This window comes from Mesorhizobium sp. M1027, assembly GCF_040318745.1.
Classification (GTDB): Bacteria; Pseudomonadota; Alphaproteobacteria; order Rhizobiales; family Rhizobiaceae; genus Mesorhizobium.
In genome coordinates this window covers 54,019-67,364 of record NZ_JAMYMW010000017.1, presented here as the reverse complement: position 1 = coordinate 67,364, position 13,346 = coordinate 54,019, and the positions used below count along the sequence as shown (strand labels likewise).

The 13,346-nt window shown below is 63.2% G+C and carries 9 protein-coding genes; 5 read left to right on the top strand and 4 right to left on the bottom strand.

The features are described from left to right. Nucleotides 1–32: 32 nt before the first annotated feature. Together NKH50_RS26995 and NKH50_RS26990 are read right to left on the bottom strand one after the other, a co-directional pair. A complete protein-coding gene (locus tag NKH50_RS26995) occupies nucleotides 33–2,489 on the bottom strand; it encodes a penicillin-binding protein 1A (RefSeq protein WP_352508562.1) in 2,457 nt (818 codons plus the stop codon). A gap of 214 nt (nucleotides 2,490–2,703) precedes the next feature. Beyond that, nucleotides 2,704–3,966: an N-acetylmuramoyl-L-alanine amidase gene (locus NKH50_RS26990; protein WP_352508563.1), complete on the bottom strand. Its 1,263-nt coding sequence runs from the start codon at nucleotides 3,964–3,966 to the stop codon at nucleotides 2,704–2,706. A gap of 668 nt (nucleotides 3,967–4,634) precedes the next feature. Between NKH50_RS26990 and NKH50_RS26985 the strand changes: the two genes are divergently transcribed. Continuing rightward, entirely contained in the window at nucleotides 4,635–7,610 is a 2,976-nt protein-coding gene (locus tag NKH50_RS26985; protein ID WP_352882139.1) for an Rne/Rng family ribonuclease, read from the top strand. Between the two features lie 97 nt (nucleotides 7,611–7,707). On the opposite strand, the gene NKH50_RS26980 is transcribed toward NKH50_RS26985, so the two are convergent. Next, complete coding sequence (locus NKH50_RS26980; RefSeq protein WP_352882137.1) at nucleotides 7,708–8,673, bottom strand: glutaminase; 966 nt, start codon at nucleotides 8,671–8,673, stop codon at nucleotides 7,708–7,710. A gap of 11 nt (nucleotides 8,674–8,684) precedes the next feature. Beyond that, nucleotides 8,685–9,833, bottom strand: coding sequence for a pyridoxal phosphate-dependent aminotransferase (locus NKH50_RS26975; protein WP_352882135.1), 1,149 nt, complete (start codon nucleotides 9,831–9,833; stop codon nucleotides 8,685–8,687). Nucleotides 9,834–9,977: 144 nt separating this feature from the next. On the opposite strand from NKH50_RS26975, the gene NKH50_RS26970 reads away from it, so the two are divergent. The 4 genes from NKH50_RS26970 to accB all read left to right on the top strand — a co-directional run bounded on the left by NKH50_RS26970 (nucleotide 9,978) and on the right by accB (nucleotide 13,330). Then, a complete protein-coding gene (locus NKH50_RS26970) occupies nucleotides 9,978–11,372 on the top strand; it encodes a M48 family metalloprotease (protein ID WP_352882133.1) in 1,395 nt (464 codons plus the stop codon). Nucleotides 11,373–11,442: 70 nt separating this feature from the next. Next, a complete protein-coding gene (locus NKH50_RS26965) occupies nucleotides 11,443–12,246 on the top strand; it encodes a DsbA family protein (protein ID WP_023674825.1) in 804 nt (267 codons plus the stop codon). 164 nt (nucleotides 12,247–12,410) lie between these two features. Continuing rightward, on the top strand, nucleotides 12,411–12,845 hold the full coding sequence (aroQ, locus tag NKH50_RS26960) for a type II 3-dehydroquinate dehydratase (RefSeq protein WP_031211260.1): 435 nt from the start codon (nucleotides 12,411–12,413) through the stop codon (nucleotides 12,843–12,845). A gap of 26 nt (nucleotides 12,846–12,871) precedes the next feature. Next, nucleotides 12,872–13,330 (top strand): acetyl-CoA carboxylase biotin carboxyl carrier protein, encoded by a 459-nt coding sequence (gene accB, locus NKH50_RS26955; RefSeq protein WP_254817095.1) that lies wholly within the window; start codon nucleotides 12,872–12,874, stop codon nucleotides 13,328–13,330. Nucleotides 13,331–13,346: the final 16 nt, after the last annotated feature.

The following is a 13,346-nucleotide window of genomic DNA, read 5'->3' as shown; positions in this document are numbered from 1 at the left end:
CGTCAAGCCGGCCAGACCCGATGCAGCGATTGTCAGTAGAGCCCGCCGCCGCCCGACTGGATGGCCTGGTTGGCCTGCGGCGACAGCGCCCCGCCGGTAGCGTTGGAGCCGTCCGCACCCATGCCGATCACCCAATAACTGTCGGCGGGACCGGTACCCGGCTTGAAGGCTTCGATGATGGTTCCGGCGTCGCCCGCGTTGGCTCGCATGCCGGTCTTGCGATTGATCGCAATCAGCTTCATGCCTTCCGGAACCTTGAAGTCGACATTGGGCGTGCCGTCCAGCGCCACGCGCATGAAATCCTTGAAGATCGGCGCGGCGAGGCCGCCGCCGGTCGCGCCCTTGCCAAGGCCTTTCGGCTGATCGTAGCCCATATAAAGGCCGACAACGAGGTTCGGCGTATAGCCGATGAACCAGGCATCCTTTTCGTCGTTGGTCGTTCCGGTCTTGCCGGCGATGTGACGGCCGAGCTCGTTGATGGTGGCGCCGGTGCCGCGTTGCACGACGCCCTCCATCATCGATGTGATCTGGTAGGCGGTCATCGGATCGAGCACCTGCTCGGAATTGTCGACCAGCTCCGGCTCTGGCTGGTTCTGCCACTCGGCGGCGTTGCAGTTCGAGCATCCGCGTTCGTCCTGCCTAAAGACGGTCTTGCCGTAGCGGTCCTGGATGCGGTCGATCAGCGACGGCTTGATCGACTTGCCGCCATTGGCCATGATCGAATAGGCCGACACCATGCGCATCACCGTCGTCTCGCCTGATCCCAGCGCCATCGGCAGATACGGCGCCAGGTGGTCGTAGACGCCGAAACGCTCGGCATACTCCACGACCAGCTTCATGCCCATGTCGTTGGCAAGCCGCACCGTCATCAGATTGCGCGATTTCTCGATACCGGAGCGCAAGGTCGCCGGGCCGGCAACCGTTCCGTCGTAATTCTTGGGCGTCCAGGTCGTGTTGCCGCTCTGGATGGTGATCGGCCCGTCCATGATCACGGAGGCGGGCGTATAGCCATTGTCGAGGGCGGCCGAATAGACGATCGGCTTGAACGACGATCCGGGCTGGCGCATGGCCTGCGTCGCCCGGTTGAACTCCGACTGCGCGTAGGAGAAACCGCCGACCATGGCCAGGACGCGTCCGGTATGCGGATCCATTGCGATCAGGCCGCCTTCCACTTCGGGAACCTGGCGCAAGCTGTAGCTGTTGTCCGAGCCCTCGTTCTTCTGCACGAAAATCACGTCGCCCGGCTTCAGCACGTCGGCCGGCGACTTCGCCTTGACGGTCCTGCCATCGACGACGTGGCGCATGGCGAAGCTCATGTCTTCCTTGCTGACGGTGCCTTCGACGCGGTCCTTGACGATTTCACCGGAGATCTGGCGCGTCGGCTGCAGGCCGATGGACAGGCCGGTGGCAGAGCTGTCGAGCACGACGGCGAGCGACCATTCCGGCACGTCTTCCAATCGCTTGACGTTGCCCAGCGGCACGCCCCAGTCGCCGGAAATGTCGATGCTCGTGACCGGCCCGCGGTAGCCGCGCAGCGTGTCAAACTTCATGAGACCGTTCTGCATGGCCTTGCGGGCAATCAGCTGCATCTTCGGATCGAGCGTCGTGCGGACGGAAAGGCCGCCTTCGTAGAGCGCATTCTCGCCATAGCGCGCGATGATCTGGCGACGCACTTCCTCGGTGAAATACTCCCCGGCGAAGAGATAGTTGCCGGTGCGGCGCGGCGTGACGCCGAGCGGCTCGGCCTTGGCCTTCTCGCCTTCTTCATGCGTGACGTAGCCGTTCTCGACCATCTGGTCGATGACCCAGTTGCGGCGCTCCAAGGCGCGATCGGCATGCTTGAAGGGATGGTAGTTGTTCGGCCCCTTTGGCAGGGAGGCGAGATAGGCGGCTTCGGCAACGGTGAGCTCGTTCACCGATTTGTCGAAATAGGTGAGTGCAGCACCGGCGACGCCATAGGCGCCGAAGCCGAAGAAAATCTCGTTGAGATAGAGCTCGAGAATGCGATCCTTCGAATAGGCCTGCTCGATGCGGAAGGCGAGGATCATCTCCTTGATCTTACGCTCGTAGGTCTGATCCGAAGACAACAGGAAGTTTTTTGCCACCTGCTGGGTAATCGTCGAGGCGCCGACCTGGCGCTTTCCCGAGCCAACATTCTGCAGGTTGACGACAATGGCGCGGCCAAGGCCGGTCACGTCGATGCCGGGGTGATTGTAAAAATTCTTGTCCTCGGCCGACAGGAAGGCCGCCTTGACACGATCCGGGATCGCCTGAATCGGCAGATAAAGCCGCCGCTCACGCGCATATTCGGCCATCAGCGCGCCATCCGACGCGTGGATGCGGGTCGTCACCGGCGGCTCGTATTTGGCCAGCACCTCATAATCGGGCAGGTCCTTCGACAAATGGCCGATATAGATCGCCACGCCCGCCGCGACCAAAAGGGCCAGCGTCGTGCCGATGCCGAAGAAATAGCCAATGAGACGAATCATACCCGCTCCAGTCCTTGGTTCGGGAATTTCCTAAACGAAGCCGCCCTTCACGCAAGCTTTCGGGACGATCCCAAACCGTAATCGCAAAATCCATGTCGCGACCATGTGGGCAAAATACGGCGGCGCGGGATTTCGGTTTCGAATGCCGGAAATAAAAGCACAGGGTGTTGTCGCCGTGCAACGCTGCTTCAGGTTGTGGGCGCCGGTGGGCATTTCAGCCTCCGGCCCCCGTTCCGCTTCTGGCCGAAGCAAACAGGGCAACGGCATTGGTTATGCTCTGGGTCGCCTTGTTGCGCCAATCGGCGCTGAGCAACTGCGCTTCGTCCTTGGCGTTCGACAGATAGCCGAGTTCGACCAGCACGGATGGAACGTCCGGCGCCTTCAGCACCTTGAAGCCGGCAGAACGCTGCGGGTTGTTGATCAGACCGACGCTGGTGGAAAGCTGGCCGACGAGAGTATGGGCGAAGCTCATCGAAAAATTATGCGTCTCGCGGCGGATCAGGTCGATCAGGATATCGGTCACTTCCTTGCTGTCGTCCTTGATCTCCATGCCGGCGAACTGGTCGGAAAGATTTTCACGGTCGGCAAGCGCCTGCGCCTCGGGATCGGAAGCCTTGTCGGACACGGTGTAGACGGTTGCACCGCGAATGCCCTTGAGGCTGATCGTGTCCGCATGGATCGAGATGAGCAGGTCGGCCTCATGCTGGCGGGCAATGCGCACGCGGTCGTCGAGCCGCAGGAACTCGTCCGTTTCGCGCGTCAGGAACACGTCGTATTTGCCGCTGGCGGCGAGCTTGTCGCGCAGTTCCATGGCAAAGGCGAGCGTCACGTTCTTTTCGACCGTACCGTTCAGGCCCTCGGCACCGCCGTCGATGCCGCCATGGCCGGGATCGACGACGACGGTGAAACGATGGCCCGGATTGGAGACCGGCCCGGTACCGACCCTGCCGGCCTTGTCGGCGGAGACCGTCGAGCCGGTCGTCAGCGCCTGATTGGCGAGCGCTGCGTCGAATTCTCGCTGCGACGCTGCCGACATGTCGATGGCGATGCGGTAGCCGTTGCCGTCACCGTTCTTGAGCACGTCGAGATTGTCGACGGCGAACGGTCCCTTGCCGGTGAGAATCAGCCGCGATTTCCCCTCGCCGAGCTCGCCGTAACGCACGGCGCGGACAAGCCCGCGCGGCTTTACGTCCTTGGCATTGAGGGCGAATCTCGTGGCCGGCAGATCGATGACCAGGCGATCGGGGCCGCGCAGCAGGAACCATTTGATGTCGGGCTCGCGGTCGAAATTGATGACGATGCGCATCTTGGTGGCATCGCCGGCCATCTTGTAGCTTGTGGCAGCAAGCGGTGCGTCGGCAGCACGCGAAAGCGGCGAAAAGACCAGGCAAGCCAGGATCAGCGACAGCAGGCAGGCGGTGCGGAAGAACCAGCCTCCATGATGACGGCCCTTGTCTGCGAAGCTTGCCAGTCCCATCTTTCTACCAGTCGCTCCCGTTTTGGCGTCATGCCCGACCGCTTGTCGAAGGGCCCTGTTGCTTGTCAAAGTGCCGGCAGGCCGCGAACTCGATTAACGATTGGTATCCAGAGAAGGTTAACCAAGCCTTTTCATGGAAGGCTTGGGACCTGTGCTTCCGCTGCGGAACGGCTTTTTGCCGGCATCGGGAATCGGGGTTGCCTTCCAACCCGCCAAATCATAAAAGCGATGGTGGATCACTGCAATCCTGGAACCGTCCTCCTCCGCAGCTTCCTGCTACAGGTCAGACGCAAGACGGCTCCTTTCGCTTCAGGCGAAGAAGGCATCGGTGATCGCGACGATTTTCGCAGGCGTGCTCCCGTGGCGGGGGAATCGCCTGCGTGAGCAAAACGGCCGGGATTGTCCCGTGCCGGCTCTGTATGAGCAAACAAGCTGGTCCGGTTTTTCCCGGGCTTTGGTTCAAAAGGTTCTGCTGGTGACGATGGCTTCAAGCGCAATCATGGAAAGGTCCGCAACAAACCGCGCCACTACGGCTGCGGGCGGCACCGCCATGGCGCTCAGGCAGCGGCCGGCGGACGTTCAATTGTCCGGCACTCATGTTCCAGGTCCACGGCAGCGGGCATTGCCCCGCAAGCTGCGGCCGACGGCTGCCGGGAGGAAACGAAATAATGCCCAACAAAATGCTGATAGACGCCTCCCACCCGGAGGAAACACGCGTTGTCGTCGTTCGCGGTAACCGAATTGAAGAATTCGACTTTGAATCCCAGGACAAGAAACAGCTCAAAGGAAATATCTATCTCGCCCGCGTAACGCGCGTCGAACCTTCCCTCCAGGCAGCCTTTGTCGAATATGGCGGCAACCGTCACGGTTTCCTCGCCTTCAGTGAAATACATCCCGACTACTACCAGATTCCGGTCGCCGACCGTCAGGCGCTGCTGCGTGCGGAAGCACAGGAAGCCCAGGACGAAGAGGACGAGGAAGCCGCCGAAGGCGAGGACCGCCAGAGCCGCGACCGTGGCAAGCGCGGACGCCGGCGCGGCGGCAAGAGCCGTGACCGCGGCGAGCACAGGCACGAGGCAGGCGCGTCCGACGGTGAGAGTGGCGAGAACGGCGAAGGTGCCGTCGCAGAAAAGCTGGATGCCGCTACCGACAATGGCGAAACCATGTCCGACGTTGCTGGACAGAGCGAGGGTGCCGCCGGACAGAGCGATGAAGTCGCCGATCGCGGCGAGACCGAGCCGTCCGAAGGCGGTTCCAGTTCCATCGCTGCCAGCGTCGATGCCGACGTAATCTCGGAAGCCGTCCCGCAAGTCGAGACAAGCGGGGCCGAGACCAGCGGCGAGGCAACCTCCGAAGACAATGATCGCGGCATGCTGGAAGAGGTGCAATCCTCGCATTCGGACGATCATGAGGTCGAATCGGTCGGCGCCGAAGACGCGCTGGAAGAAGTGCGCAACCGCCGCAAGCCGGTGCGCCGCCAGTACAAGATCCAGGAAGTGATCAAGCGCCGGCAGATCCTGCTGGTGCAGGTCGTCAAGGAAGAGCGCGGCAACAAGGGCGCAGCGCTGACCACCTATCTGTCGCTGGCCGGCCGCTATTCGGTGCTGATGCCGAACACGGCACGCGGCGGCGGCATTTCGCGCAAGATCACCAATGCGCAGGACCGCAAGCGGCTGAAGGAAGTGGTCGCCGATCTCGAAGTGCCGCAGGGCATGGGTGTCATCCTGCGGACGGCCGGCGAAAGCCGCACCAAGGCAGAGATCAAGCGCGACTACGAATACTTGATGCGGCTTTGGGAAAACGTCCGCAATCTGACGCTGCAATCCACGGCCCCTGCCCTGGTTTACGAGGAAGGCAGCCTGATCAAGCGCTCGGTGCGCGACCTTTACAACAAGGATATCGACGAGATCCTGGTTTCCGGCGAAGAAGGCTACCGCGAGGCCAAGGACTTCATGCGCATGCTGATGCCGAGCCACGCCAAGGTGGTTCAGCCGTTCCGCGACACGACGCCGATCTTTGTGCGCAACGGCATCGAAGCGCAGCTCGACCGCATGCTGCAGCCGCAGGTGACGCTGAAGAGCGGCGGCTACATCATCATCAACCAGACGGAAGCGCTGGTCGCCATCGACGTCAATTCGGGCCGTTCCACCAAGGAGCACTCGATCGAGGACACCGCACTTCACACCAATCTGGAAGCTGCCGAGGAAGTCGCCCGGCAATTGAGGCTGCGCGATCTCGCCGGCCTCATCGTCATCGACTTCATCGACATGGAGGAGAACCGCAACAACCGCTCCGTCGAGAAGCGGCTGAAGGATCACCTCAAGAACGATCGTGCCCGCATCCAGGTCGGCCGCATCTCGCATTTCGGCCTGATGGAAATGTCGCGCCAGCGCATCCGTGCCAGCGTGCTGGAATCGACGATGAAGCCTTGCCCGCATTGCGGCGGCACCGGCCATGTGCGCTCCGATTCGTCGGTCGCGCTGATGGTGGTGCGGGCAATCGAGGAATTCCTGCTCAAGGATTCGCGCAGCCACATCACGGTGCGGACGCCGGCAGCGACCGCACTCTATGTGCTCAATCACAAGCGCGGCACGCTGGTGGAATTCGAGCACCGCTTCGGTGTCACCATCACCATCGAAGCCGATGATACGGTCGGTGCACAACACTATGCCATCTTCCGCGGTGCGCTGGCCGAAAAGCCGGAAGGCTTCGTCGAGGCGCGCACCTTCCCGGCCTATGTCGAGCCGGAAGAACCCGAGGACGAGATCGTCATCGAGGAGGAAGACGAGGCACCGGTGCAGGCCGAGCAGCCACGCCTTGCGCAGCCGCCGCAGCAGCCAAGGTCCGGCGAGGACGGCGAAGGCCGCGATCGCAAGCGCCGCAAGCGCCGCAGACGGCGGGGCGGCAAGGATCGTGAACACGGGGATCGTGAACACGGGGATCGTGACCACCGGGACCGCGAACATGGCGCTGCTGTGGAAGGTGCTTCCGTTTCGGCGCCGACAGACGATGCGTTGGTAGCCGCCGGCGACCAAGGCGCCGAAGCGGGCCGTGAAGCGCCGGCCGGTGTTGCCGAAACGGCGGAAGCGGCGGACGACGGTCACGGCAAGAAGCGCCGGCGCGGCAAGCGCGGCGGCAAGCGCAATCGCCGTGAAGACGGCGAGGACAGCGTCGAAGCCAGCGCCGGCGAGCCAGCCGCCATGACGGAAGGTGCCGTGTCGGAAGCAGAGCCCGTGACCGGCGAACCGGAAGGTGCCCCGCCGGCCGAAGAGCTTGCGGTGCTTGCTCCGGCGAACGACGACATGCCGAGCGCCGAAAAGCCGAAGAAGCCGCGCCGCGCCGCCAAGCCGAAGAAGGTTGCGGCGGAAGCAGTTGCCGAGATTGCGGGCGCCGAGACATCGGCTGCCGAGGCCGCCTCAGTGGCTTCCGGCGAGACCCCCGCGCCGGTGTCGCCGGAGACCGAAGTGGCGGCTGCCGAGGAAACGCCGAAGGTCCGGCCGTCGCGGCGCAAGCCCGTACCGGTGGATGCTCCGGTCGTCCCGGTCGTCTCCTCGATCGTTCCCGACGAGGCAAAGACCGAGGAAGCAAAGGCCGAAGACAAGCCAAAGCGTGCCGGCTGGTGGCAGCGGAAGGGTTTTTTCTAAGCCTTTCCGTGCATTAGCCAGACTTTCTGATTAGAAAAGTCCCGCGTCGCCGATCGGCTGCGCGGGATTTTTTTTGCCCCAATTGCAGGCGACGACACTATGGTGCGAAGATCGACCAGTTCATTATCTTCGCCAGTTTTTCCAGCGCGATCGAGCCCAGCCTGGAATTGCCGTTGGCATTGAGGCCAGGCGACCAGACGGCAAGCGAGGCGACGCCCGGCACGATTCCCAATATACCGCCGCCAACGCCGCTCTTGCCGGGAATGCCGACGCGGAAAGCGAAGTCGCCGGAGCCGTCATAGTGGCCGCAGGTCAGCATCATCGCGCCGATGCGGCGCGCGCGCTCTGCCGAGACGACGGAATGCCCGGTCGCCGGGTTCTTGCCGCCATTGGCGAGGAAGCGGCCGGCCAGGGCCAGTTGCCGGCAGCTCATGGCGATAGCGCAATGGTGAAAGTAAACGCCCAGCGCCAGTTCCGGCGCATGGTGGAGATTGCCGAACGATTTCATGTAATTGGCAAGCGCGAAATTGCGAAAGCCAGTGGCGCGTTCGGACGCCGCGACCTCACGGTCGACGATGATCGTGTCGTCATCGGCCAGGAACTGGATAAAGCGCAGGATCTCGCCGATCGCCTCGCGCGGCTGATGGCCGGCAAGCAGAATGTCTGAGACCACGATGGCGCCGGCATTGATGAATGGATTGCGCGGAATGCCGTTCTCGTGCTCGAGCTGGACGATCGAGTTGAACGGATTGCCCGAAGGTTCGCGCCCAACCCGCTGCCACAGCGCGTCGCCGACATTGCCGAGCGCCAGCGTCAGCGTGAACACCTTTGAGATGCTCTGGGTTGAAAACGCCTCGTCGGCGTCACCCGCGGTCAGCACGCGGCCGTCATTGGTCACCGCGGCGATGCCGAATTTTTTCGGATCGATCTTGCCGAGCTGGGGAATATAGCTGGCGACGTCGCCGCGATCGGTACGCTCCGCCATTTCGGTGGCGACCTCGCGCAAGGCCTGTTCAAGCTGGGGCGCCTGTTCAAGTTGAGACGCCTGTTCAAGCTCCGGCATCGTCGCCCCCGCTACTTCAGCCAGCGTTCGATGCGCGCCATCGCCTCGACCATGTCGTCGTGGCTACCGGCGTAGGAAAAGCGCATCGTGCGATGGCCCTGCAGCGGATCGAAATCGCGGCCGGGCGTCGCTGCCACATGCGCCTCGGCCAGCATCCGGCGCGCAAACGCCATGCTGTCATTGGTGTGCCTGGTGACGTCGCAGAAGGCGTAGAACGCGCCGTCCATGGGCGCGGCCAAAGCAAAGCCGAGCTCCGGCAGGCGTTGCATCAGGAGCTCGCGGTTCCAGGCATAGCGCGCCTTCACCGCTTCCAGCTCTGGCGTCGCCTTGAACGCCTCGATCGCGGCAATCTGGGACAGCTCGGGCGGCGAGATATAGAGGCTCTGGGCGATGCGCTCGACCGGCCGCACCAGTTCCTGCGGCTGCACCATCCAGCCGATGCGCCAGCCGGTCATGCAATAATATTTCGAGAACGAATTGATCACCGTCACATCCGCGCCGAAAGAAAGCGCGGTCGTGTCGGGCGCCGCATAGGCCAGCCGGTGATAGATTTCGTCCGAGATTACGGCGATGCCGAGCTCTTGCGCCGTCTTGACCAGCGTCTCGAGATCGCCGGCGGGAATGACCGCGCCGGTCGGGTTGGCCGGGCTGGCGAACAGCACGCCCTTCAGAGGTTTTTCGCGATGCGCGGCTTGCAGGTGCTCGGCATGGAGATAGGCGGCGCCGTCGAGCTCGATCTCGGCGATGTCGATGCCGAGGGCGGCCATGATGTTGCGATAGGCAGGATAGCCGGGGGCGGCGATGGCGACGCGGTCGCCTGGATCGAACATTGCCAGGAAGGCGAGATTGAAGGCAGCCGACGATCCGGTGGTGACGGCTATCCGCTCGGGCGAAACGTCAAGCCCGTAATGCTCGCCATAATGCGCCGCGATCGCCTTGCGCAGACCGGCGAGGCCCAGCGCGTCGGTATAGCCGATGCGGCCTGCCTTCAAGGCATTGGCCGCCGCTTCGCGAACCCCGGCCGGCGCCGGATCGGAAGGCTGGCCGACGGCCATGGATACGACTGGCAGGCCCTTGGCTTTCAGCCGATTCGCCTCGGCCAGGATGTCCATGGCGTGGAACGGTTCGACCGCGCTGCGGCGCGAAAGCGAAACAACCATTTTTCAATCCACCACACTTGTCGCGCGTGCCGGCCATGCTGGCCGCGCCGCACAAATGCCCGATTGGTGTGGGGATCACAAGTTCGGTAAGTTTAGGCTGCCGACTTTTCATCCTTCGCCCACTCGTCTACCAGTGGACCTGCCATGTTGAGCCGACCCAAATCGACGATCGCCAGGACAGCGCGCGCTTTCGCGACGGTTGCGCTTGCCGCGGTGGTCGCCATGGCCGGCTCGGTCGATGCATTTGCGCAGAATGTGCCGGTTGTGCGCGATGCCGAGATCGAGGCGCTAGTACGCGACTACGCGCGGCCGATCTTCAAGGCGGCCGGCCTATCGGGCGACGCCATCAACATCGTGCTGGTCAACGATCAGAGCTTCAACGCCTTTGTTGCCGGGCGCCGCATGTTCATCAATACCGGCGCGCTGATGACGGCCGAAACGCCCAACGAGATCATCGGCGTCATCGCCCACGAGGCCGGCCATATCGCCGGCGGGCATCAGCAGAAATTGCGCGAACAGCTCGAGCGTGCCAAGACGATGGCGATCCTGGCGACGCTGCTTGGCGCCGGCGCCGTGGTTGCCGGCGCCACCAGCAACAGCCGCGGCCTCGCTGGGGCCGGCATGGGCGTGATGGCTGGCGGCGGCGAGATGGCGCAACGCAGCATCCTCGCTTATCAGCGCACCGAAGAGATGACCGCCGACCGCTCGGCGATAGCTTATCTCAATGCTACCGGCCAGTCCGGCATGGGCATGCTGAAGACGTTCGGCCGTTTCCAGAACGCATTGTCGCTCTCGGGCGCGCAAGTCGATCCCTATCGCATCAGCCATCCGATGCCGCAGGAGCGTATCGCCAATCTCGAAGTGCTGGTGAAGCAGAGCCCTTACGTCGACAAGGTCGACCCGCCGGCACTGCAGCAGCGCCACGATATGATGCGCATCAAGATCGCCGCCTACATGCAAGGCCAGGCGGCGGCGTCACGATTGATGCGCAAGAACCCCGGCAGCCTCGCCTCGCGCTATGGCGACGCGCAGATGACCTATCTTTTCGGCAATCTTGCTTCGGCGCTCACCAAGACCAACGCGTTGATCAAGGAACAGCCGAAAAACCCGTATTTCCAGGAATTGCGCGGCGACATCCTGATGAAGGCGAACCGGCCGAAGGATGCTGCCGACGCCTATGCCAAGGCGGTCAGCCTCGATCCGGCGCGATCCGGGCTGCTGCCGGTCTCTTACGGCCAGGCGCTGATGGCCATCGGCACGGAGGATTCGCTGAAGAAGGCAGTGGCGCAGATCAACACCGGCCTCGGACGGGATCGCGAAAACGCTGACGGATACCGCTATCTGGCACAGGCTTACGGGGAACTCGGCAACATCCCGGCCGCCGAGCTTGCAACCGCCGAAGGGCATTTCTATTCCGGCGACTACAAGAATGCGAAGATCTTCGCCATGCGGGCGCAGCAGAGCATGAAGCGGGGCGAGCCGGGCTGGCTTCGCGCGCAGGACATTATAAACTACGCACCATCAGGTAAGAAGAAGTGAACCTTTCGGACGCAGGCTGCGACACAGCCAAAGCGAGCGGACCGGAACACGGGCAAGAGGATCGAGGATCATGACCAAGGCAATTCTGCTGGGCACTACCGGAGTGGCAGCGGCTCTCGCCATGCTGGCGTTCGGCTTCGTCGCCGGCAATCCGCAGACGGCGAAGGCCGGCACGGCGCAGCTTGCCCAGACGGCGTCCTCGGGTACCAAGCTCGACCGCACCGAAGTCGAAGGCATCGTCCGCGACTATCTCCTGAAGAACCCGGAAGTGCTTCTGGAGGCACAGCAGGCACTTGAGGCCAAGCAGAAGGAAGAACAGCGCGTCGCCAGTCTCGGTGTCATCAAAGACGCCAAGGACCAGATCTTCAATTCCTCCTTTGACGGTGTTGTCGGCAATCCCAACGGCAAGGTCACCATCGTCGAATTCTATGATTATAATTGCGGCTACTGCAAACGCGCCATCGACGACATGCGCGCGCTGACCAAGGCCGATCCGGACCTGCGCTTCGTGCTCAAGGAGTTCCCGATCCTTGGCCCGGATTCGCAGAAGGCAAGCGTCGTCTCGATGGCCTTCCATTTGATGAAGCCGGAGAAATACGGCGAATTCCATAATGCGCTGCTCGGCGGCCAGGGGCGCGCCACCGAGGCGGCGGCAATCAAGGTGGCGCTGTCGCTCGGCGCCGACGAGGCGGCGCTGCGCGAAAAGATGAAGGACCCGAGCATCACCGAGGCCTTCTCCAAGACCTATGATCTCGCCACCAAGCTCGCCATCACCGGAACGCCGTCCTATGTGGTCGGCAACGAGGTTGTGTTCGGCGCGCTTGGCCAGGAAGTGCTGGCCGAAAAGATCGAGGCGGCGAAGGCGGCGCTCTGATTAGCGTTCGGGTTTCGATTGGGGCTGCGGGTTTCCGGCGCGGGCCGTTTTCCGGCTGTTGTGGACGGCGAAAGAACGCACTTGCGCTCTTTTCGCCAGCGTCTATGCCCATTATAGAGGGTCCGGCGCGCCGGCTTAGCCGCGCCGGGAAAGGTCGGCATTTTTTGAAAACGGTTTTCGTCCTGAACGGCCCCAATCTCAACGCGCTCGGCAAGCGCGAGCCGGGTATCTATGGCGGCAAGACGCTTGCCGCGATCGCCGACGACTGCAAGCAGGCAGGTGCCGCACTTGGGCTGGAGATCGATTTCCGCCAGTCGAACCATGAGGGCGACCTCGTCGACTGGATCCAGGAGGCCGCCGACAAGGCCGCCGCAATCGTCATCAATCCGGGCGCCTACGGCCATACCTCGATCGCCATTCACGATGCCATCCGCGCCGTCGCGCCGCTGCCGGTGGCTGAGGTGCATCTTTCCAACATCCACGCGCGGGAACCATTCCGCCACGTCTCCATGGTCGCGCCGGTCGCCGTCGGCATGATCTGCGGGTTCGGGCCACTCGGCTACACGCTGGCGCTGCAGGCGCTGGCTGCACGCCTATGACCGGCCAACAAACAGAAGGCTCGAAAATGTCGATAAAGAAGAACGGTGTTGACCAGCAGCTGATCCGCGATCTGGCGGGCATACTGAACGACACCAACCTGACCGAGATCGAGGTCGAGCTGGGCGATCTGAAGGTGCGCGTCTCGCGGCAGGCGCCGGCCGTCCATGCTGTCGCCGCAGCGCAGCCGGCCCACGCGCCGGCAGCCGCGCAGCCGGTGGCAGCCGCCGCGCCGGCGGCGCCCGACGTGTCGAAGAACGCCGTCGCCTCGCCGATGGTCGGCACAGCCTATCTGGCGCCGTCGCCCGACGCCAAGGCGTTCATCGAGGTCGGACAGAAGGTCAAGGAAGGCCAGACGCTGCTGATCATCGAGGCGATGAAGACGATGAACCAGATCCCCTCGCCGCGCGCCGGCACGGTGACGGCGATCCTGTTCGAAGACGCGCAGCCGGTCGAATATGGCATGCCGCTCGTCGTGATCGAATAGGGCCGGGAACAGGCGA